This window comes from Bradyrhizobium sp. 155 (assembly GCF_023101105.1).
GTDB classification, from domain to species: Bacteria; Pseudomonadota; Alphaproteobacteria; order Rhizobiales; family Xanthobacteraceae; genus Bradyrhizobium; species Bradyrhizobium canariense_D.
On record NZ_CP064704.1, the window covers coordinates 428,998 to 448,553 of the forward strand.

21 protein-coding genes and 1 tRNA gene are annotated in these 19,556 nt (G+C 65.0%); 15 read left to right on the forward strand and 7 right to left on the reverse strand.

Features of this window, described 5'->3' with window-relative positions; genetic code table 11:
* Positions 1-96: 96 nt before the first annotated feature.
* Complete coding sequence (locus tag IVA93_RS02020) at positions 97-882, forward strand: SDR family NAD(P)-dependent oxidoreductase (RefSeq protein WP_018452969.1); 786 nt, start codon at positions 97-99, stop codon at positions 880-882.
* A 221-nt stretch (positions 883-1,103) separates the two neighbouring features.
* On the opposite strand, the gene IVA93_RS02025 is transcribed toward IVA93_RS02020, so the two are convergent.
* Complete coding sequence (locus tag IVA93_RS02025) at positions 1,104-1,376, reverse strand: GlsB/YeaQ/YmgE family stress response membrane protein (protein ID WP_083926312.1); 273 nt, start codon at positions 1,374-1,376, stop codon at positions 1,104-1,106.
* A 30-nt stretch (positions 1,377-1,406) separates the two neighbouring features.
* Entirely contained in the window at positions 1,407-1,988 is a 582-nt protein-coding gene (locus IVA93_RS02030) for a YidB family protein (protein ID WP_026232432.1), read from the reverse strand.
* 158 nt (positions 1,989-2,146) lie between these two features.
* On the opposite strand from IVA93_RS02030, the gene IVA93_RS02035 reads away from it, so the two are divergent.
* Together IVA93_RS02035 and IVA93_RS02040 are read left to right on the forward strand one after the other, a co-directional pair.
* Positions 2,147-3,154, forward strand: coding sequence for a 2-dehydropantoate 2-reductase (locus tag IVA93_RS02035; RefSeq protein WP_247299203.1), 1,008 nt, complete (start codon positions 2,147-2,149; stop codon positions 3,152-3,154).
* Between the two features lie 28 nt (positions 3,155-3,182).
* Positions 3,183-3,398 carry a hypothetical protein gene (locus tag IVA93_RS02040; protein WP_083926313.1) on the forward strand — a complete coding sequence of 72 codons (216 nt, stop codon included), beginning with the start codon at positions 3,183-3,185 and terminating at the stop codon, positions 3,396-3,398.
* Positions 3,399-3,515: 117 nt separating this feature from the next.
* Here IVA93_RS02040 and IVA93_RS02045 read toward each other — a convergent pair whose 3' ends face one another.
* Entirely contained in the window at positions 3,516-4,148 is a 633-nt protein-coding gene (locus tag IVA93_RS02045; RefSeq protein WP_018452973.1) for a hypothetical protein, read from the reverse strand.
* A gap of 207 nt (positions 4,149-4,355) precedes the next feature.
* Here IVA93_RS02045 and IVA93_RS02050 point away from each other — a divergent pair, with 207 nt between their 5' ends.
* The 6 genes from IVA93_RS02050 to IVA93_RS02075 all read left to right on the forward strand — a co-directional run bounded on the left by IVA93_RS02050 (position 4,356) and on the right by IVA93_RS02075 (position 9,379).
* The gene (locus IVA93_RS02050) at positions 4,356-5,873 is read left to right on the forward strand and encodes an AMP-binding protein (protein WP_247299205.1); all 1,518 of its coding nucleotides are present in this window, start codon (positions 4,356-4,358) and stop codon (positions 5,871-5,873) included.
* A 26-nt stretch (positions 5,874-5,899) separates the two neighbouring features.
* Positions 5,900-6,538 carry an RraA family protein gene (locus tag IVA93_RS02055; protein WP_204514026.1) on the forward strand — a complete coding sequence of 213 codons (639 nt, stop codon included), beginning with the start codon at positions 5,900-5,902 and terminating at the stop codon, positions 6,536-6,538.
* A gap of 26 nt (positions 6,539-6,564) precedes the next feature.
* The gene (locus tag IVA93_RS02060; protein WP_018452976.1) at positions 6,565-6,936 is read left to right on the forward strand and encodes a cupin domain-containing protein; all 372 of its coding nucleotides are present in this window, start codon (positions 6,565-6,567) and stop codon (positions 6,934-6,936) included.
* A 48-nt stretch (positions 6,937-6,984) separates the two neighbouring features.
* Entirely contained in the window at positions 6,985-7,941 is a 957-nt protein-coding gene (locus tag IVA93_RS02065; protein ID WP_018452977.1) for a tripartite tricarboxylate transporter substrate-binding protein, read from the forward strand.
* 97 nt (positions 7,942-8,038) lie between these two features.
* Positions 8,039-8,115, forward strand: a tRNA-Arg gene (locus IVA93_RS02070).
* A gap of 124 nt (positions 8,116-8,239) precedes the next feature.
* Positions 8,240-9,379 carry an amidohydrolase/deacetylase family metallohydrolase gene (locus IVA93_RS02075; protein WP_018452978.1) on the forward strand — a complete coding sequence of 380 codons (1,140 nt, stop codon included), beginning with the start codon at positions 8,240-8,242 and terminating at the stop codon, positions 9,377-9,379.
* A gap of 26 nt (positions 9,380-9,405) precedes the next feature.
* Here IVA93_RS02075 and IVA93_RS02080 read toward each other — a convergent pair whose 3' ends face one another.
* Complete coding sequence (locus tag IVA93_RS02080) at positions 9,406-10,551, reverse strand: acyl-CoA dehydrogenase family protein (RefSeq protein ID WP_018452979.1); 1,146 nt, start codon at positions 10,549-10,551, stop codon at positions 9,406-9,408.
* A 121-nt stretch (positions 10,552-10,672) separates the two neighbouring features.
* Between IVA93_RS02080 and IVA93_RS02085 the strand changes: the two genes are divergently transcribed.
* Positions 10,673-11,371 carry an alpha/beta hydrolase family protein gene (locus IVA93_RS02085; RefSeq protein WP_018452980.1) on the forward strand — a complete coding sequence of 233 codons (699 nt, stop codon included), beginning with the start codon at positions 10,673-10,675 and terminating at the stop codon, positions 11,369-11,371.
* A gap of 4 nt (positions 11,372-11,375) precedes the next feature.
* Here IVA93_RS02085 and IVA93_RS02090 read toward each other — a convergent pair whose 3' ends face one another.
* Positions 11,376-12,350 (reverse strand): ketopantoate reductase family protein, encoded by a 975-nt coding sequence (locus IVA93_RS02090; protein ID WP_018452981.1) that lies wholly within the window; start codon positions 12,348-12,350, stop codon positions 11,376-11,378.
* 154 nt (positions 12,351-12,504) lie between these two features.
* On the opposite strand from IVA93_RS02090, the gene IVA93_RS02095 reads away from it, so the two are divergent.
* The gene (locus IVA93_RS02095) at positions 12,505-13,308 is read left to right on the forward strand and encodes an enoyl-CoA hydratase-related protein (protein ID WP_018452982.1); all 804 of its coding nucleotides are present in this window, start codon (positions 12,505-12,507) and stop codon (positions 13,306-13,308) included.
* Between the two features lie 47 nt (positions 13,309-13,355).
* On the opposite strand, the gene IVA93_RS02100 is transcribed toward IVA93_RS02095, so the two are convergent.
* A complete protein-coding gene (locus IVA93_RS02100) occupies positions 13,356-14,240 on the reverse strand; it encodes a LysR family transcriptional regulator (protein ID WP_018452983.1) in 885 nt (294 codons plus the stop codon).
* Positions 14,241-14,353: 113 nt separating this feature from the next.
* Here IVA93_RS02100 and IVA93_RS02105 point away from each other — a divergent pair, with 113 nt between their 5' ends.
* The 4 genes from IVA93_RS02105 to IVA93_RS02120 are packed head-to-tail and all read left to right on the forward strand — an operon-like array spanning position 14,354 to position 18,364.
* Positions 14,354-15,718 (forward strand): FAD-dependent oxidoreductase, encoded by a 1,365-nt coding sequence (locus IVA93_RS02105; RefSeq protein ID WP_018452984.1) that lies wholly within the window; start codon positions 14,354-14,356, stop codon positions 15,716-15,718.
* A gap of 34 nt (positions 15,719-15,752) precedes the next feature.
* Positions 15,753-16,757: an ABC transporter substrate-binding protein gene (locus IVA93_RS02110; RefSeq protein ID WP_018452985.1), complete on the forward strand. Its 1,005-nt coding sequence runs from the start codon at positions 15,753-15,755 to the stop codon at positions 16,755-16,757.
* A gap of 16 nt (positions 16,758-16,773) precedes the next feature.
* Positions 16,774-17,547, forward strand: a complete 774-nt coding sequence (locus IVA93_RS02115) for an ABC transporter ATP-binding protein (protein ID WP_247299209.1) — start codon at positions 16,774-16,776, stop codon at positions 17,545-17,547.
* The gene (locus tag IVA93_RS02120) at positions 17,540-18,364 is read left to right on the forward strand and encodes an ABC transporter permease (protein WP_018452987.1); all 825 of its coding nucleotides are present in this window, start codon (positions 17,540-17,542) and stop codon (positions 18,362-18,364) included. The genes IVA93_RS02115 and IVA93_RS02120 overlap by 8 nt, the downstream gene beginning before the upstream one ends.
* Positions 18,365-18,472: 108 nt before the next feature.
* Here IVA93_RS02120 and gtdA read toward each other — a convergent pair whose 3' ends face one another.
* Positions 18,473-19,513, reverse strand: a complete 1,041-nt coding sequence (gene gtdA / locus IVA93_RS02125) for a gentisate 1,2-dioxygenase (protein ID WP_247789645.1) — start codon at positions 19,511-19,513, stop codon at positions 18,473-18,475.
* Between the last annotated feature and the right edge of the window lie 43 nt (positions 19,514-19,556).

Sequence of the window (19,556 nt, forward strand, 5' to 3'; positions counted from 1 at the left end):
GAGCTAATTCCGCTTAGCGGAGTTTGCTCGATTTGCAGGGCGCGGCAAACTCGCTAAACAGAACGTCGATACTCAATCAAGGGGAAGGAAATCCGGATGGCAAAGGACAGTTTGTGCGCAATCGTGACGGGGTCCGCCTCCGGCCTGGGCGCTGCGACCGCGGAAATTCTCGCACGGAGCGGGGCGCGGCTCGTCATCAACTATTCCTCGAGCCAGAAGGAAGCGGAGGCGACCGCGGAGCATTGCCGCAAGGCGGGCTCACCGGAAGTTCTGGTCGCGCAGGGCGACGTCTCGAAGGATGACGATTGCCGCAAGATCGTCGCGGCAGCTGGCGGCTGGGGCCGGCTCGACGTGCTCGTCAACAATGCCGGCACCACCAAGCATGTCGTCCATGCCGATCTCGACGGATTGTCGGCGGAAGATTTCCAGCGCCTGTACGGCGTCAACACCATCGGCCCGTTCCAGATGGTGCGCGCGGCGCGCAGCCTGCTCGAGGCCGGCGCCAAAGCTTCTGGGCGGCCGTCCGCCGTGGTCAACATCTCCTCGGTCGCCGGCATCAGCGGCGTCGGATCGTCGATCGCATACGCCGCGAGCAAGGGCGCGCTCAACACCATGACGCTGTCGCTGTCGCGCGCGCTGGCGCCGCTGATCCGCGTCAACACGGTATGCCCGGGCTATATCGATACACCCTGGTTCACCAAGGGCCGCGGCGAGGCGGGCGCCAAGCAGGTGCGCGACAGCGTCGCGGCGAAGGTGCCGCTGAAGGTCGCGTCATCGGCGGAAGACATCGCGCAGCTCGTCTGTTTCCTGGCGATGCCGGCCTCCAGCAACATGACCGGCGAAGTCGTGCGCATGGATGCGGGGATGCATTTGGTGACGTGATCGCGCGGCACATTCTCTCCACGTCGTCGCCGGGCTTGACCCGGCCTCCGCTCTCTCCACGTCGTCGCCGGGCTTGACCCGGCCTCCGCTCTCTCCACGTCATGGCCGGGCTTGACCCGGCCATCCACGTGTCGCCGCGCGGATCAAAAGACGTGGATGCCCGGGTCAAGCCCGGGCATGACGATGAGGTGGCGGTGTGCCGCTTTCGGCGTTTTGAAGCGTCACCCCTTGATCACGCCGCTCGCCACCAGCCGGTGCCAGATGAACAGCACCACCACGGCGCCGATGGTGGCCATGATGAATCCTGCACCCTGGTCGGGACCGTAATGACCGATGGCCTGACCGATGAAGGTCGCGAGAAACGCGCCGGCGATGCCGAGGATGGTGGTGAGGATGAAGCCGCTCGGATTGTTCGGTCCCGGCGCCAGCCAACGCGCGATGAGGCCGGCGATGAAGCCGACGACGATGATCCACAACAAGCCACCCATGCTCATGTCCGTGCTCCCCTCGTTTGACTAAACCAATCAGACTCTGCCCGCGATCTCTTGCTCGGTCGGCAGCCGTCCGTCCGGCGTCAGATGGTCGACCACCTGCGGCAGATACTGGCTGAGGCCCGAGAGCAGCTCGTCACGCGACAGGCCGCTTTGGGCGGACAGGCTCTCGATCTGGTCGGCGCCGAGCGCATTGGCGAGATCGCCTGGAGCGATCGCCTTGTTCTCGCCCTTGCCGACCCAGGTATTGGCAGTATCGCCATGACCGCTGTGCTGAAGCTGGTTGAGGAGATCGCCGAGCCCGCCGCTGAGCACGCTGCCGGCCGCGCCGCCCGCGAGCAGGCCGCCAAGGCCGCCCTTCAACAGGTCGCCGAGGCCACCACCAGCGCCTGCATTCACCGGCGGGGGGAGATGCGTCGGCGTCGGTGCCGGGGACGGCTGCGGCGCGCTGCCGCTCTGGTTGCCGCTCATATGCTTGAATGCCTTCCAGGCGAGCAGGCCAAGCAGCGCCATGGTCATGGGCGACATGCCGCCACTGGATGAGGATTGTGAACTCGGCGTGCTTGGCCCGCGCGGGCCGTTCTGCATGCCGTTGAGGACGTCGAGCAAACCCATGGCGTTCTCCCTTGGCGCTTTGTTGCCGGTAACAAGCCCCGTTCGAAAACATATGAGGCCGTCATGACGGTTACAAGGCGATTGCGCCGCAACTCCGGGAATGGGCAGCAGACACAGCCTCTGCTATCGAGGGCGGATCGTTGAGGGGGCAAGCCAAGATGATGACGGATCGACCGATCGTGGTGGCCGGCGCGGGCGCCATCGGATGTTTTGTCGGCGGCACCCTGGCGGCTGCCGGTCGCCGCGTCGCGTTCCTGGTGCGACCGCGGGTGAAGGCCGAGATCGAGCGGTTCGGTCTGCTTCTGACCGATTTCGACGGCTCCGAGAAGAAGCTCGATCCGGGCCAACTCGCGCTATCGGAAGATCCCGCGATCTTGCACAGCGCCGGCATCGTGCTGGTCACGGTGAAGAGCGCCGACACGGCAGCTGTCGCCAAGCAGATCGCGCAGCATGCGCCGCAGGACGCTGTCATCGTCTCGCTGCAAAACGGCGTCGGCAACGTCGCGGTGCTGCGCGATCGCCTCGGCGATCGCCGCGTGCTCGCCGGCATGGTGCCTTTCAACGTGGTCGGGATGGGCGAGGGCCGCTTCCACCGCTCGACCTCTGGCGACATTCATGTTGGCCAAGATGACACGAACGCGGCCGCAGCTCTGTCGGTGCCGGGGCTCACGATGCGCGCGAGCCGCGACATCACCGGCGTGCAATGGGGCAAGCTGATCATCAATTTGAACAACGCGCTCAGCGCCTTGTCCGACATGCCCCTCGCTGCGCAATTGGGGAACCGCGAATGGCGAAGGTTGTTCGCCGATCAGATGGCGGAGGGGCTGGCTGCAATGAGGGCCGCCGGCATCACACCGGTCTCGGCGACGCCGATCCCGTCGTCCTGGACGCCCGCCTTGCTGAGACTGCCTGATCCGATTTTCGACCTGATCCTGGGAAGGACCATGAAGATCGATCCCGAGGCGCGTTCCTCGATGTGGCAGGATTTGAAGCAGGGCCGCAAGACCGAGATCGACTATCTCCAGGGCGCGATCATCGCCCTCGCCGAACAGAACAGTGTCGACGTGCCGCTGTCGCGCCGCATTGTTGCGCTGATCAACGAGGCTGAGGCCGCGGGCAAGGGTCCGCCGCGGCTGACGCCGCAGCAGGTTCGCGGCGCTGCATGAGTTCACGCCGGCTGACGGGAGACGTGCGATGAAACGTTGTTTGACGATCGGGGTCGTGCTCGCCGCCTTATGTGCAGCTTCCACGTTTGCTCAGGCAAGGCCGCCGACCGTCACGAATTCGCCCGGCTATGACGCGCGCCTGAAGGAGAGTCGTTCGCAGTTGGGTAGTTCACCGACAACAACGGCGCCGGTGAATGCGCCGGTTGCTCAACCGAAGCGCAGCAAGAAGAAGCACACGAACTGAGGCTAGGAGACGGATCCCCGCCCAGTTCGTCATTGCGAGCGTAGCGAAGCAATCCAGACTGCCTCCGCGGAGAGATGCTGGATTGCTTCGCTGCGCTCGCAATGACGGCGACGCAGCTCAGCCCTTCTTCGCGGGCTTGCTCGGCGTCGGGCTGAACAGCTTCTTGATGTCGTTCAATCCATCCGACAGCCGCGGCCATTCGCAGGAGAACGAGCCCTTGGTGCAGGGTGTGCCCTTCGGCCGCGGCCGCGCGTCGCCGATGGCGGCCTGCTGGACTTTCGGCCGCTCGACCGGCACGGGCACGCGCTCGACCTCGGTTCGCAACGCGACCCGCTGGAGCTGCTGCACCTGTTGTTCCTGCTGCTCGCGCTGCTGGCGCGCGGTGGCCTGCGCGGCTTCATTGCTGCGGCGCTGATTGGCGAGATAGGCGGTGTAGGATTCGTCGATCTTCTTCTGCTCCTCCGGCGTCGGATTGGGCCCGGCGATGTCGAAGCTGCGGTCCTGGAGGAAATCGTAATAGGAATAGCCGCCGCCCGCCTTGCGCCGGCCGGCGAATTTGGCGTTGCAGTCGGCAAGCGCAGCCGTCTTCTCGGATTTGGTCGTAGCTTTCTCGGCGGCGTCGGCGCAGGCCTCGAAGTCAACAGGCGCGCGCTTCCACCATTGTGCCTGGGCATGCGACGGCGCCAGCAGGAAAAATCCTGCTGCAGCAACGACAAGCGCCGCACGACGCGATGCAACTACGTCCGACATTCTACGAGAGCATTCCTTGCAAAACTCAACCCGAACTGAGTCGGGCTGATTTTTGCCCTTTATGGCCTGCTTGTCACCCATGGAACCCGGGAATTTCATGGCTGTGATGCTGACATTTTTTGCTTGACGTGGCGCAGGAGTCACAGCGTCACTTCATCCTGCGCTCGCCTCATCGGCGACGCCAAGAATACGAAGTGGAAACGCCTCATGCTGCTGCCCCTGTCCGATGTGCCGCGCTGGTACGCCGAACGCAAACCGCAAGGCACGATCGCCGTCCGTCACGGGCAGGATACGCTGACATGGGACGCGCTCGAACGCGGCGCCAACCGGCGCGCGCGGGCGTTCATGGCCAAGGGTGTCAAGCCCGGCGACTTTGTCGCGATCGGTTTGCCCAACTGCAATGCGTTTTTCGAGACCTCGTTTGCAGTGTGGAAATGCGGAGCGACGCCGACCTCGTTGTCATGGCGGCTGCCGCGCGGCGAAGCCGCCGCGGTGCTCGACATCCTGAAGCCGGCGCTGGTGGTCGGCGGCGAAGCCGACTGGAACGCGCCGAACCGTCTGCCCGCGGATTTCGTGCCGGAAGGGTTTTCGGACGAGCCGCTCACCGCACCGGTGGCGCGCTATTGGAAAGCCATGACCAGCGGCGGATCGACCGGCCGCCCGAAGGTGATCCTCGATCACCAGCCGGCGGTGATCGACACGGTCGCCGCGCCGCCGCTCAACATCCCCTTCGGGGTCTCGTTGCTCAATCCCGGTCCGCTCTATCACAATGCGCCGTTCATCGTGTCGCACTACGCGCTGTTCACCGGCGGCCAGCTCACCGGCCTCGTCAAGTTCGACGCCGAGGAGGCGCTGCGGCAAATTGCGCGCGAGCGCGTGCAATGGGTCAATTTCGTGCCGACCATGATGCACCGGATCTGGGCGCTCCCGGAGCACGTGCGCAACGCCTACGATGTGTCGAGCCTGCAAACCGTCTTCCACATGGCCGCTCCGATGCCACCCTGGCTGAAGGAGAACTGGATCGCCTGGCTCGGGCCTGAGCGGATCTGGGAGCTCTATGGCGGCACCGAGCGACAGGGCTCCTGCATCATCTCCGGCAAGGAATGGCTGACGCACCAGGGCTCGGTCGGCAAGATCGGCGAGACGGCGCGCTTGCGCATCATCGGCGAGGACGGCAACGACGTTGCGCCGGGTGAGACCGGCGAGATTTACTTCCTCAACAATGACGGCAATGACGCCACCTATCACTATCTCGGCGCCGAGCCGAAGCGCCGCGCCGACGGCTGGGAATCGCTGGGCGATATCGGCAGGCTGGATGCGGAAGGCTACCTTTATCTCGGTGACCGCCTCGCCGACATGGTGCTGCGCGGCGGCGCCAACATCTATCCCGCCGAGGTCGAAGCTGCCGTCTCCGCCTGTCCGGGCGTGCGCTCCTGCGTGGTGGTGGGATTGCCCGATCCGGAATTGGGCCAGCGCGTGCACGCCATCATCGAGCCGGAGAGCGATGCGGACGGCCAAGCCATCGCCGACGGAATGGCGGATTTCCTCAAAGACAGGCTCAGCCGCTACAAGCACCCGGAGAGCTTCGAGATCGTCACCGTCCCACCACGCGACGATTCCGGTAAAGTTCGCCGCACGCTGTTGCGCGACGAGCGCGCGGCGTGGATGAAGGAGGGGCGCGCGTTCCGGATTTGGCCGGCGAAGGCGCGGGCGGACGCCGATTAAGAGAATTCATGGGAAGGACCGAGATTATGACCATCACCATCGCCGCGAACGCTGTGCCGAAGCCGCCGGCCGCGATCATCGAGGGCTTTCGCGGTGCGCCGACCCCGGTCATTTCGGACAATCTCGGCCGGCTGCCGGGCGCCGTGGGGCTCAAACCCTATCATCGCGGTGCCAAGCTGGTGGGCACGGCCTTCACGGTCCGCACCCGTCCCGGTGACAATCTCGCCATCCACCGCGCGCTCGAGCTGGTGGGCCCCGGCGACGTCATCGTGGTCGATGGCGGCGGCGACGAGACCCGCGCGCTGGTCGGTGAGATCATGAAGAACATCGCGCAATGGCGCAAAGCCGAAGGCTACGTCATCGACGGCGCGATCCGCGACGTCGCGGCGTTCGCTGCCGATGACTTTCCCTGCTATGCCCGCGCGGTGATCCACCGCGGCCCTTACAAGAACGGCCCCGGCGAGATCAACGTGCCTGTTTCGATCGGCGGCAGCGTGATCTCGCCCGGCGACATCGTCGTCGGAGACGAGGACGGCGTGGTGTCGTTTGCCGCCGCCGGTGCCGCGGCGCTGCTCGACGCCGTGCGAGCCCAGGTCGCGCGCGAGGAGGAGACGCTGAAGGCGATCCGCGAGGGCCGTTATCAAGGCTCGTATGGCAAATCCTGATCAGCGAGAATGAAGAGGAGGGCGGCGTGAGCCAGCAGGACGAATTCCACAATCTCGACGATAACGGCGACGGGTTGTTTCGCGAGCTCGCGGCAGGGGTGACCACGCGCATCTTCTCCGGCGAGCAGGCGATGCTGTCGGTGGTGACGCTGGCGCCGCATGCGCAAGGCACGCTGCACCATCATCCCGAGGAGCAGTGGGGCGTGCTGCTCGACGGCTCCGCCATCCGCGTCCAGGGTGATGAGGAGATTGCCGTGAAGAAAGGCGACTTCTGGCGCACGCCGGGTAATGTGCCGCACACCATGCGCGCCGGCCCCGACGGCGCCCGCGTGCTGGACATCTTCAGTCCGCCGCGGCCAGAATACAGAAAAGCGGGATCCGGTTTCGGGACCACTTAAAGCGCCAAAGAGCAAAAGCCGGGCGCGAGAAAACAGGGGAGGGATACCATGACGATCACACGACGGACGCTGCTGGCAGCGCCGGCTATTCTCGCGATGACGCCGGCGTTGGCGCAGGCTTCAAAAATCACACTGGTGGTGCCGTTTCCGCCGGGCGGATCCACCGATGCGATGGCGCGGCTGCTCCAGAGCCATCTGCAAACCAAGCTCAACCGCATCGTCATTGTCGAGAACAAGTCGGGCGCGGCAGGCGCGCTCGGCGCGGCGCAGGTCGCCAAGAGCCCGCCTGACGGCTCGACGTTCCTGGTCACCTTCGATTCCCATGCGGTGATCCCCTCCATCCTCGACAAGCCGCCCGTCGATGTCGAGCGCGAGCTAATGCCGGTGTTGCTGGTCGGCACCGCGCCTTACGTGATCGCTGCCGGTGCAGGCCGCCCCTACAAGAGCTTTGCCGACGTGGTGGCGGCCTGCAAGGCGACGCCCGGCGCGGTGAAATATGCCTCCGTCGGCATCGGCACGCTCGGCCATCTCGCCATGACCGTGCTCGGCAACAAGGCCGGCGTCGAGATCATGCACGTGCCCTATCGCGGCGGAGGCCCCGCAATGAACGACGTGCTCGGCGGCCATGTCGACCTGATCGCGGGATCTGCGGCGCTGGTCGCAGCCCAGCTCGGCACCAACATGCTGCGTCCGATCCTGCAGCTCGGCCGCGAGCGGCTGCCGGGCCTGCCGGATACGCCGACCGCGATCGAGGCGGGCTTTCCGGATTTCGAGACGCTGGCCTGGTGGGGCATCTTCGCGCCCACCGGCACGCCGCCGGACATCGTCGCAGGCCTCGCGACGGCGTCCAAGGAGATCCTGAGCGAGCCCGCGACCGCCGCCCAGCTCAAGGAAACGCAGCAGATGACGCTGCTGCTCGAGGACGCTCCCGCCTTCAAGACCTTCTTCGACAAGCAGGTCGCCATTTGGGGCAAGGTGGTCAAGGACAACAATATCCGGGCATGAGATGACCGGCAGCCCTCCGCATTGAGCAACGCGGAGGGCTTCCGATCCCCCTTCCGCTTTGATATGAAGCCCCGGTAACCCGCTCTGCGGGTTCCGCGGTCCCGTAGCTCAGCCGGATAGAGCGACGGTTTCCTAAACCGTAGGTCGGAAGTTCGAGTCTTCCCGGGATCGCCAGTTTTTCAGTGAGCAATCGTCGCGTTTGATACGCTCGTCGGCGCAAAAATTGCTAGAAGCGCGAAGCTTCCTCCTGGCCCGGGCTGACTGCCGCCCCGCCTCGCTGCCATATCCGGAGACGACAATGCCTTTCGATTTGATCCTGCGCGGCGGCCGTGTGGTCGACCCGTCCCAGAAGCTCGACGCCGTGACCGATGTCGCCTTTTCCGGCGGCAAGGTCGCGGCGATCGGCAGTGGGCTCAAGGCGGATCCGGGCACCGAGGTGCGCGACGTCTCTCGCTACATCGTGACGCCGGGACTGATCGATCTCCACACCCATGTCTATTGGGGCGGCACGTCGCTCGGCATCGACGCCGAGGAGTTCTGCCGTCTTTCCGGCGTCACCACCGCGGTCGATACCGGCAGTGCGGGGCCGGGCAATTTCGCGGGCTTCCGCAAGCATGTGATCGAGCCGAGCCAGGTTCGTATCCTCGCTTATCTGCATGTCTCGCATGCCGGCATTTTCGGCTTCTCGCACCGGATCATGGTCGGCGAGAGCGAGGAGCTGCGGCTGATGAATCCGATCGAGGCGGCCAAGGTGGCCGACGCCAACCGCGATCTCATCGTCGGCATCAAGGTGCGCGTGGGGCTGCATTCCTCGGGCACGTCGGGCGTCGTGCCGCTCGACATCGCGCTCGAGGTCGCGAACGAGGTCGGCATGCCCCTGATGGCGCATATCGATCATCCGCCGCCGAGCTACGAGGAGGTGCTGGCGCGCCTGCGCCCCGGCGACGTGCTCACCCATGCGTTCCGTCCCTTCCCCAACACGCCTGCGACCGCGCAGGGCACGGTGAAGCGGGCGGTGCTCGACGCCCGCGAGCGCGGCGTGCTGTTCGACATCGGCCACGGCAAGGGCTCGTTCGCATTCAAGACCGCGCGTGCGATGCTCGCCAACGGCTTCTATCCCGACACCATCTCGTCCGACATTCATCAGCTCTGCATCGACGGCCCGGCCTTCGATCAGGTGACGACCCTGTCGAAATTCCTGTGCATGGGCATGCCGCTGTCCGACGTCATCGCAACCTCGACCGTCAACGCCGCGATGGCGCTGCGGCGCCCCGAGCTCGGCAGCCTCAAGCCGGGCAGCGTCGGCGACGCCACGCTGATCTCGGTGAGGGAAGGCCAGTTCGACTATGAGGACGTCGTCGGCGAGCACCTGATCGGCGACCGCAAGATCGTCTCCGAAGGCGTCGTGATCGGCGGCCGGTGGTGGCATCCGAATTGAGCGGCAGGCCGTTCACGCCGGCTTGATTACAACGACCTCGCGATCAACAGCTTCATGATCTCGTTCGTCCCGCCATAGATCTTCTGGATGCGGGAATCGATGAAGATGCGCGAGATCGGATATTCCTGCATATAGCCGTAGCCGCCGAACAGCTGCAGGCATTCGTCGGCGGTCTCGACCTGCTTCTCCGAGCACCAATATTTCGCCATCGACGCCGTGACGGTGTCGAGGTCCTTTGCGACCAGCCGCTCGATGCACCAGTCGACGAAGACGCGCGCGATCATCGCTTCGGTCTTGCGCTCGGCGAGCTTGAAGGCGGTGTTCTGGAAATCCATCAGCGGCTTGCCGAAGGCCTTGCGCTCCTTGGTGTAGTCGACGGTGAGTTTTATCGCGCGCTCCATAGCCGCGACCGCGCCGACCGCGAGCGCGAGGCGCTCCTGCGGCAATTGCTGCATCAGCTGCACGAAGCCCTGGCCTTCCTCGCCGCCGAGCAAATTGTCCGGCGGCACCGCGACGTTGTCGAAGAACAGCTCAGACGTGTCGGAGGCATGCAGGCCGATCTTGTCGAGGTTGCGCCCGCGCTTGTATCCATCCGCGCCTGAGGTTTCGACCACGATCAGCGAAATGCCCTTGGCGCCGACATCGCCGGTGCGCGCAACCACGATGACGAGGTCGGCAGCCTGGCCGTTGGTGATGAAGGTCTTCTGTCCGTTGATGACGTAGGAATTGCCCTGCTTCCTGGCGGTGGTCTTGACGGCCTGCAAATCCGAGCCGGTGCCGGGCTCGGTCATGGCGATGGCGCCGACCATCTCGCCTGAAGCCATCTTCGGCAGCCAGCGCTTCTTCTGCTCCTCCGAGCCGTAATTGAGGATGTAGTGCGCGACGATGGCGCTGTGCACGGAGACGCCGGTCGTCAGCTCCGGCACCGTGCTTTCGAGGTCGTCGAGCACGGCGGCATCATAGGCGAAGGTGGCGCCCAGGCCGCCATATTCCTCCGGCACGCTTGCCAGCAGCGCGCCCATCTCGCCGAGCCCGCGCCAGGCAAAGCGGTCGACCATCTTCTGCTCGCGCCATTTTTCGGCATGCGGGGCCAGATCCTTGGCAAGATACTTCCGGAACTGGTCGCGGAAGATTTCGAGCTCTTCGGTCATCCAGGAGGAGCGGTAGGACATGGTCACCTCGGTCAATGCGGCTTGCCGGCCTGGTTAGGCCAGCCTTTGGCGGCAATTATTGTGTTTTCAGGCTGTGCCGGTGACGCTACCAAGGCGGCCGGAGCAGCGTCTATCGGGATGGTTGATTGTGGCTGTCAAAATCCAAACCGTCAAAACCAAAGAGCTCAAGCTCGACATCGCGCGCATCGGCACGGTCTCCGCGATCCTGACGCAGCCGGACAAGGCGCGCGCCTGCTACGTCCTGGCGCATGGTGCCGGTGCAGGGATGCGGCATGCATCGATGGACAAGATTGCGGAGGGGCTCGCTGCTCGCGACATCGCGACCTTCCGCTTCAATTTTCCTTACATGGAAAACAAGCAGGGCCGTCCCGACCAGCCTGCGGTCGCCCACGCCACGATCCGCGTGGCAGTCGAGGAAGCCGCGCGGCTCTGCCCGGGTGTGATGCTCGTTGCGGGTGGAAAATCCTTCGGCGGGCGCATGACCTCGCAGGCGCAGTCCAAGGCTCCGCTGCCTGATGTCAAAGGGCTCGCCTTCCTCGGTTTTCCCCTGCACGCCGACAAGAAGCCGTCGACGGAGCGCGCCGAGCATCTCGCCCATGTCGAGATCCCGATGCTGTTCCTGCAAGGCACCCGCGACGGGCTCGCCGATCTCGGCCTCCTCAAGCCGGTCATCGCCGCTCTTGCCCCGAAGGCGACGCTGCATGAGATCGAAGGCGGCGATCACTCCTTCGCGGTGCTGAAAAAGTCCGGCCGCACCAATGAAGAGGCGCTGACAGAGGTGCTTGATACGCTCGCGGCCTGGATCGACAGCCTCGCCTGAAATCTCACGCCGAATATAGCCCCTTGTCGCGCGCCTTCTGGATCGCGAGCGCGGCGATCAAGTCGAGCGTCGGCGTCGACAGGCCGGCGGTGCGCGCGAAGGCTTGGGGCGCCTTTACCAGGACGTCGATCTCCATGGCGCGGCCGAGCTCGTAATCCTGCAGCAGCGACGGCTTGTGGTTGGGGGCGGGGCCGCTGCGTGATACGCGCTTGACCTCGGGGATAAAATGCTGAGCGATCTCGTTGGCCTCGTTCAGCATCCGCGGAATGACATCCGCAAAGGCGGGGTCATCGCGCACGCCGCGCGCGGTCTGGCCGGTGAGCAGGCACAGCACCGACAGTGACATGTTGGTCAGCAGCTTTGACCAGATCGCCTCGCGGATCTCGGCGACCGGCGGCGATTCCAGCCGTGCGTCGCTGAAGACACCGCGGAGCGTCGTGATGCGCTCGCAATTGCGGTCGTCACATTCGCCGATCAGCAGGCGGTTGCGGTCCGGCGTCAGGTTCTGCACCACGCCGGGCGCGATCACCTCGTTGGAGGAGAAGACTACGCCGCCGACGATCCGCTCTTTCGGAATGCAGGCGCGCAGGCGTCCGCCCGGGTCGAGGAAGGAAATGTCCGGCGGGGTCGGGTGCCGCGGCGGCAGGCCGATCCGGTACCACCAGGGAATGCCGTTCTGCGCGAACACGATCGCGGTGTTGTCCTGCAGCAGCGGCTTGAGACTGGAGACCAGCCCGGTCAACGCGGTCGCCTTCAAGGTGCTGATCACGACGTCCTGCGGGCCGAGCTGGGCCGGATCGCCGGAGGCGTTCACCTTGGCGGAGACCTCGGAATCGCCGACGCGCAGCTTGAGGCCGTTGGCCCGGACCGCCTCCAGGTGCGCGCCCCGCATCACGCACGAGACCTCGTGGCCGGCGCGGGCCAACCGAACTGCAAGATGGCTGCCGACGGCGCCCGCGCCGAAAATGCAGATGCGCATGTGATGTCCGTCCCTGATCCCTTGATGCCGCCCCGCGGCAGCATGACACAAGCCGCCATGCGATGGACGCGGCTGCCCTACGCTCGAAAGATATGGATCAGGGCGCGGAGCCTCGGTCATAGTGCGCGCCAAACAAACGAGCGGAGGAACACCGATGACCGATAGCCCCGTCCTGTGGACCCTGGATGCGCGTGGGGTTGCGACCGTCACGTTGAACCGGCCGGAGGTTAACAATGCCTATGACGGCGCGTTGATCGCAGGCGTGCTCGCGGCCATGGACGATCTCGGCAGCAAGCCCAACCTTCGCGTCGTCGTGCTCAAGGGCAATGGCAAGCATTTCCAGGCTGGCGCCGACCTCAAATGGATCAACGGCGTGCGGCCGCAATCGAGCGAGGCGAACGAGGCCGCGTCGCGGGCGACGTTCGAGGCCGTGCAGCGGCTCAATACGCTGGCTATCCCGACGGTCGCGCTGGTGCAGGGCGGCTGCTTTGGCGGCGGCACCGGCGTGATCGCGGCCTGCGACGTCGTGATCGCGGCCGACAACGCGCTGTTCTCGATCACCGAAGTGCGCTGGGGCCTGACCGCGGCCATCATCATCCCGCAGCTCTGCGAAGCCATTGGTGTACGGCAAGTCCGCCGCTACGCGCTGACAGGTGAACGTTTCGGCGCCGAGGACGCCCGTCGTATCGGCCTCGTCCACGAGGTGGTGCCGCTCGCCGATCTCGACGCCGCCGGCGCCAAGGTGGTCGAGCAGTTGCTTGCCAACGGATCGGAGGCGATGGCCGAGACCAAGCGGCTCGCGCTGGAAAGTTCGTTCGGCGGCATGGCGGTGGACGATGCGGCTTACAAGCGGCTCGTGCATCTGCATTCGCTGAAGCGACAGAGCGCGGAAGCCGCCGAGGGGCTGGCGTCGTTCGCGGAAAAGCGCGCCGCGAATTGGGCAGGTGCTAAAAGCTGAACGCGAGTAGCCCGGATTACGCTTCGCTCCATCCGGGCTACGGGCTTTTACAGCGACGTCGCGAGTGACCTTTTCAGCAAAGTGAGCAGCGCCTGTACCGCGGCGGCATTGCGCCGCCGTTCAGGGATCGCAGCCTTCACCCACAATTCCGGAATCGGAAACTCGCGCAGCACCGGCTTGAGCGCGCCGTCGCGCAAGGCGCCCGCGACGAGATAGTCCGATATCAACACAATGCCGTTGCCGGCGATGGCGCTGCGCGCCAGCACTTGGCCCTCGTTGCAGGACAGCAGCGGACTGACCTGGACGCTGATGCGGCCGCGCGGCCCGTCAAAGATCCATTCGGGGCCGGTCGGTAGAAAGCTGAGGCAGCGATGATCGACCAGATCACGCGGATGTTTTGGCGTGCCGTGTTTCTTCAAATAGGCAGGCGAGGCGCAGAGCAGCCGCTTCAGCGGGCACAAGGGTTCGTCGACGACACCGCCAAAGGAATGCGGGAAGGCGCCGATGGCGATGTCAAAGCCTTCGGTGACGGGATCGACCGGACGGTCGAACAGCACGATCTCGAGCTTGAGCCGCGGGTTCTGGGTCTGGAAGGCGGTGAAGACGTCCGCAAGCCGCGCGACCGTCAGCGAGGTCGGGGCCTTGATGCGCAGATGATCGACGAGATCGTGGCCCTTCTCGCCCATGCGCGACAGCAGATCGGCGGCGTCGGTGACGACGCCGCGGGCGCGATGCACGTAGCGCTGGCCGGCCTCGGTCAGCCGCAATTGCCGGGTCGAGCGATGAAACAGTGGCGTGCCGATCCGCGCCTCCAGCTGCGTGACGCGCTTGGCGACCACCGACGTCGAGACGCCGAGTTTTCGCGCGGCCGCGGAGAAGCCGGTGGCGTCGGCGGTCGCGAGGAACGCCTGAAGGTTTACCAGGATGTCCATCTTCGGCCTTTCGCGATTCGAGAAAGGTGATCGCCTATTTTGGCGGATTGTAGCTCGATCCGGGTTAATTCATAGTCCGGCCCAAGCAAAGGATTTCAGGGACAGGACGCGCCATGCAGGCCATGACGATCGAAGAACCGGCGCGCCAGGTGCCGCTTTACGGCGAATATGAAGTCGTCGTCCTCGGCGGCGGTCCGGCCGGCATCGTGGCGGCGGCCTCAAGCGCACGCGCGGGACGGAAGACGCTGCTGATCGAGCGGTACGGCTTCCTTGGCGGCATGGGCACCGCCGCAGGCGTCACCAATTTCTGCGGCCTGCACGGCAATGTCCACGGCGAGGCCCACCGGCTGGTGCAGGGCATGGCGTCGGAGTTGCTGGCGCGGATCGATCGCTTGAACGGCCTCAACGCGCCGCATCTGATTCTCGGCAAGGTCTTCGCCCAGGCCTACGACACCGCCGCCTACAAGATCGCGGCCGACCAACTGCTCGCCAGTCACAAGGTGCACATCCTTTTCCACGCGCTTGGTGCCGGTGTGGTGATGGGCGCTAACAGCCGCATCGATGCGCTGATGGTCGAGACCAAGGCCGGCCGGCAGGCGGTGCGATCGGAGATCTTCATCGATTGCTCCGGCGACGGCGATCTCGCGGTTTGGGCCGGCGCGCCGTTCGAATTCGGCGACGAGCACGGTCATCCGATGTATCCCTCGATGATGCTCCGTCTCAACAACATCGACCCGGAGAGGGCAGGCGAAGCCTGGCGGACCATTCCGCAATTGATGGAGCAGGCCACCGCCGCCGGCACCCACACATTCCCGCGCAAGAGCGCGATCGTGCGGCCGCAGAAGTCCGGCATCGAATGGCGGGTGAATTTTACGCAAGTGGCGCGCGAGGACGGCCATGCCATCAACGGCATCGAGCCTGATGATCTCACCCGCGGCGAGATCGAGGGCCGCAAGCAGGCGCTGGCTGCGTTCGAATTCCTGCGCACCGTGCCGGGCTTTGAAAAATCCTACATCGTCGACCTGCCGCCGCAGCTCGGCATCCGCGAAACCCGCCGCATCACGGGCGGCTATCAGCTCAGCGGCGAGGACGTGCTCGGCTGCGCTTCGTTCGAGGATTCCATCGGGGTCAATGGCTGGCCGATCGAGGCCCATGTCCCCGGCGACGTCGTCTTCACCTTCCCGCCGATCCCGGAATCGCGCGGCTATAACGAGCTGCCTTACCGCATGCTGGTGCCCGAAGGCGTCGATAATCTGCTGGTCGCCGGCCGCTGCGCCTCGATGACCCATGAGGGCCAATCGGCGGCCCGGGTCTCCGGTGCCTGTTTCGTGATGGGGGAGGCGGCCGGTTCCGCGGCAGCGCTGGCGCTCTCCGGAAACCGGATCCCGCGTGACATCCCCGTTGAAAAGCTGCAGGAAACGTTGAAACAACAGGGCGCCTTTATCGGACGGGACCAGCCCGTGCCTGAAGGCCTGTAACCGACTGCAAGATATCGACGGCGGAGGAAACGAAATGATCGGGATTGTGCGGCTCGCGCTAGCTGGCCTGATGGCGATCACAGCAATGGGCACGGCCCGAGCCGAGGACGCGCTGAAGGCCAGGATCGGCGTGCTCAGGCTATCCTCCTCCGCGCCGGTGTTCATCGCGCAGGACAAGGGCTATTTCCGCGAGGCCGGCCTCGAGGTCGAGCTGAAATTCTTCGACGCGGCGCAGCCGATCGCGGTGGCGACGACCTCGGGCGACATCGATTTCGGCGTCACCGCCTTCACCGCAGGTCTTTACAATCTCGCCGGCAAGGGCGTGCTCAAGGTGATCGGCGGCATGAGCCGCGAGAAGGCTGGTTATCCCCTGATCGGCTATTTCGCCAGCAACAACGCCTATGCGAGCGGTCTGAAGACGCCGAAGGACCTCGCGGGCAAGCGCGTGGCGATGACGCAGGTTGGCTCCTCCTTTCACTATTCGCTCGGCCTGCTTGCCGACAAATACGGTTTCAAGCTCGCCGACGTGAAGATTGTGCCGCTGCAATCGCTGTCGAATGCGGCGGCCGCGCTGAAGGGCGAGACCGTGGATGCAGCGCTGCTGCCGATCTCCACCGCGCGAAAGCTGATGGACGACGGTGGTGCGAAGTTTCTCGGCTGGGTCGGCGACGAGACACCCTGGCAATTGGGCGCGGTGTTCGCCTCGCCGAAGACGCTGACCAACAAGGTGCTGGTGACGAAGCTGCTCGGCGCCTTGGCAAAGGCCGACCGCGAATATCACGACGTCATCCTCGCCGCGATGAAGGACGGTGTCGCGCCGATCAATGACAAGACAAAGCCGCTGCTGGAGATCATCGCCAAATATACGAACCTCCCGGTCGAGCAGGTGGTCGGCAACTGCGCCTACATCGATCCCGACGGCAAGCTGGATGTGAAGAACGTCGACAACCAGATCAAATGGCTCCAGGAGCAGGGTTTTGCCGACAAGGGCTTCGACGCGAATGCGATCATCGCCAAGGAATTCGTGAAGGCGGATTGAGAGTAGAACGCAGTCCATGGACCTGATCGCCAACCACATCACCCATCGCTTCGGCGATCTCGCCGTGCTCGACAACGTCTCGTTCACCGTCAGCGCGGGCGAGGTGGTGGCGATCGTGGGGCCGTCGGGCTGCGGCAAGAGCACGTTGCTGTCGATCCTCGGCGGGCTGTTGCTGCCGACCTCCGGCGCGCCCGAGCTGCGTGGATCGCCGCCGGCGGACAGCCTCAATCCGCTCACCTTCGTGTTCCAGGACTTTGCGCTGCTGCCCTGGGCGAATGTGGAGGAGAACGTCGAATTCCCGCTGCTGCACACCCAGCTCTCGGCCGTGCAGCGCCGCGCGCTGGTCGAGGACGCCTTGCGCCGCACCGGCCTGACCGATTTTCGCAAAACCTATCCAAAGCAGCTTTCCGGCGGCATGCGCCAGCGCGTCGGCATTTCGCGCGCGCTCGCGGTCAGGCCGGCCATTCTCCTGATGGACGAGCCATTGTCGGCGTTGGATTCGCAGACCCGCGAACTGCTGATGGAGGATTTCGTCCGGCTGCTCGCCGATGGCGGCATGGGCGCCGTGTATGTCACGCATAATCTCGAAGAGGCGGCGAGGCTTGCCGACCGCATCGTGGTGCTGTCGCGGCGCCCTGGCCGTATTCGCGAGGTCGTGAGCGTGCCGATGACGCGCACTGAGCGCGGTGACATTGCAGCCCGTGAAAAGCTGCTCGCGCTTCAGAACCAGATCTGGTCGCTGATCCGCAACGAGGCGATCGATGCCGAGCGCGAGGTCCAGCATGCTTGATCGCGCTCCGGCGGGAACATCGACGAAGGATGAAGCGGTCCGGCGCGTCCGCTTTCGCGGCGCCGGCTTCGTGCCGGCGAGCAGCCGTTTCGGCGGCTGGATCGCGCTCGCGCTGGTCATTGCGATCTGGCAGGCCGCCGGCAGCACCGGCCTGGTCAATCCGCTATTCCTGCCACCGCCATCGGCGATCGCGCGGGCGATCTACCAGCTCGCGATCTCGGGTGCGCTGTGGCAGCACCTTTCCGCGTCGCTCCTGCGCATCGGTGTCGGCTGGCTGCTCGGCACGGCAGCCGGTGTCGCCGTTGGCTTTGCCATCGGCCTGTCGCGTCTGGCGCGCAGCGTCGGCATCACCTTCATCTCGGCGCTGTTCCCGATCCCGAAGATCGCGCTGCTGCCGCTGTTGATCCTCTGGCTCGGCATCGGTGAAGAGCCGAAGATCGCGACCATTGCGCTCGGGGTGTTCTTCTCGACCGCGATCTCGGTCTATAGCGGCGTCGACGCGGTGCCGCGCAACCTCATCCGCATGGCGCAGAGCTTCAACGTGCCGTTCGCCACCATCGTGCGCAAGGTGGTCTGGCCGGGCGCGCTGCCCGCGATCCTCGCCGGCTTCCGTATCACCTCGTCGGTGGCGCTGCTGCTCGTCGTCAGCGCCGAGATGATCGGCGCGCAGTACGGCATCGGCGCGTTCGTGCTGCAGGCTGGCAATTTGATGCAGACGGATCAGCTGCTCGCGGGCGTGGTGATTTTGTCGGTGTTTGGGTTGATGGTGGGGAGGGTGATCAACTGGCTGGAGACGCGGCTGTTGCACTGGCGGTGAGGTTTACTCCGTCATTGCGAGCGCAGCGAAGCAATCCAGACTGTCGCCGCGGAAAGATTCTGGATTGCTTCGCTGCGCTCGCAATGACGATGCTACCAGCAGCGTACCTCACGCATTCCCGCGATCCTCCCGGAACAAATCCAGCTTCTGCTGCACGGGGCGATCCGAGAAGCTGAACAGCACCGCATCCATATCAGCCTCGTGCGTGACCCATTGCCAGCTCGGCACCACGAACAAATCGCGCGGGCCCCATTCGAACGTCGCATCCCCGATGCGGGTACGGCCGTGGCCCTCGATCGGACAGAACACCGTCGCGTCCGTCGCGCGATAGCGCGCGGTCTTGAAGCCCTTCGGCAGCAGCTGGATGAACGTGCCGATGGTCGGCATCGCGAAGTCGCCGGTCTCGGGGTTGCTGAATTTCAGCTTCAGCCCGTGACAGGCATCCCACTCCTGGCTCGCGCGAGCCTTCTCCAGTGCCTCGCGCGTGTAGGCATAGGGATAGCTGAAGATCGGGGAAGTCTTCGAGCTCCGCTTCACGTCGACCGGCAGCAGATTGTGGCCGTAGCGTGCAAAGCTGTCGCCGGCCGGCGTTGTAATCTTCTGCTGATCCTCGTTGGAGCCTTCCGCGAAAGAGCAGTCGAAGAACTGCACCAGCGGAATGTCGAGACCGTCGAGCCAGAACATCGGCTGGTCGGTCTCGTTGGAATGATCGTGCCAGGTCATCGACGGCGTGATGATGAAGTCGCCGGGCTCCATCGCGGTGCGCTCGCCGTCCACGGCGGTGTGGGCGCCCTTGCCTTCGAGCACGAAGCGCAGTGCCGATTGGCTGTGCCGGTGCGCGGGCGCGACGTCGCCGGGCACCACCATCTGCACGCCGGCATAGAGCGACGTGGTGATTTTCGACTGTCCGCGCAGGCCGGGGTTTTCCAGAACCAGCACGCGCCGCTCGGCCTCTTTCGCCGTGATCAGCTTGCCGGCTTCGGTCATGTAGTCGCGGATGATGTCGAACTTCCACAGATGCGGCCGGCAGGCGCTCTTCGGCTCCGGCGTGATCAAATCGCTCATGACCGTCCAGAGCGCGGTGAGATTCTCGCCGTCGATCTTCTTGTAGAACGCCTCGCGTTCCGGCGTCTTGGTCACGGCTTCCATGGTGCGGCTCCCGTCGCTTTGTTGATTGACAGTATACTTACGA

Excerpts from the sequence above, each read along its gene's own strand:
- IVA93_RS02050 (WP_247299205.1), top strand. The coding sequence starts at position 4,356 with ATGCTGCTGCCCCTGTCCGATGTGCCGCGCTGGTACGCCGAACGCAAA.
- IVA93_RS02090 (WP_018452981.1), bottom strand. The coding sequence starts at position 12,350 with ATGCGCATCTGCATTTTCGGCGCGGGCGCCGTCGGCAGCCATCTTGCA.
- IVA93_RS02115 (WP_247299209.1), top strand. The coding sequence starts at position 16,774 with ATGGACCTGATCGCCAACCACATCACCCATCGCTTCGGCGATCTCGCC.
- IVA93_RS02080 (WP_018452979.1), bottom strand. The coding sequence starts at position 10,551 with ATGTCCTACCGCTCCTCCTGGATGACCGAAGAGCTCGAAATCTTCCGC.
- IVA93_RS02065 (WP_018452977.1), top strand. The coding sequence starts at position 6,985 with ATGACGATCACACGACGGACGCTGCTGGCAGCGCCGGCTATTCTCGCG.
- IVA93_RS02120 (WP_018452987.1), top strand. The coding sequence starts at position 17,540 with ATGCTTGATCGCGCTCCGGCGGGAACATCGACGAAGGATGAAGCGGTC.
- IVA93_RS02055 (WP_204514026.1), top strand. The coding sequence starts at position 5,900 with ATGACCATCACCATCGCCGCGAACGCTGTGCCGAAGCCGCCGGCCGCG.
- IVA93_RS02035 (WP_247299203.1), top strand. The coding sequence starts at position 2,147 with ATGATGACGGATCGACCGATCGTGGTGGCCGGCGCGGGCGCCATCGGA.
- IVA93_RS02105 (WP_018452984.1), top strand. The coding sequence starts at position 14,354 with ATGCAGGCCATGACGATCGAAGAACCGGCGCGCCAGGTGCCGCTTTAC.
- IVA93_RS02030 (WP_026232432.1), bottom strand. The coding sequence starts at position 1,988 with ATGGGTTTGCTCGACGTCCTCAACGGCATGCAGAACGGCCCGCGCGGG.
- IVA93_RS02045 (WP_018452973.1), bottom strand. The coding sequence starts at position 4,148 with ATGTCGGACGTAGTTGCATCGCGTCGTGCGGCGCTTGTCGTTGCTGCA.
- IVA93_RS02095 (WP_018452982.1), top strand. The coding sequence starts at position 12,505 with ATGACCGATAGCCCCGTCCTGTGGACCCTGGATGCGCGTGGGGTTGCG.
- IVA93_RS02020 (WP_018452969.1), top strand. The coding sequence starts at position 97 with ATGGCAAAGGACAGTTTGTGCGCAATCGTGACGGGGTCCGCCTCCGGC.
- IVA93_RS02040 (WP_083926313.1), top strand. The coding sequence starts at position 3,183 with ATGAAACGTTGTTTGACGATCGGGGTCGTGCTCGCCGCCTTATGTGCA.
- IVA93_RS02110 (WP_018452985.1), top strand. The coding sequence starts at position 15,753 with ATGATCGGGATTGTGCGGCTCGCGCTAGCTGGCCTGATGGCGATCACA.
- IVA93_RS02100 (WP_018452983.1), bottom strand. The coding sequence starts at position 14,240 with ATGGACATCCTGGTAAACCTTCAGGCGTTCCTCGCGACCGCCGACGCC.
- IVA93_RS02025 (WP_083926312.1), bottom strand. The coding sequence starts at position 1,376 with ATGAGCATGGGTGGCTTGTTGTGGATCATCGTCGTCGGCTTCATCGCC.
- IVA93_RS02075 (WP_018452978.1), top strand. The coding sequence starts at position 8,240 with ATGCCTTTCGATTTGATCCTGCGCGGCGGCCGTGTGGTCGACCCGTCC.
- gtdA (WP_247789645.1), bottom strand. The coding sequence starts at position 19,513 with ATGGAAGCCGTGACCAAGACGCCGGAACGCGAGGCGTTCTACAAGAAG.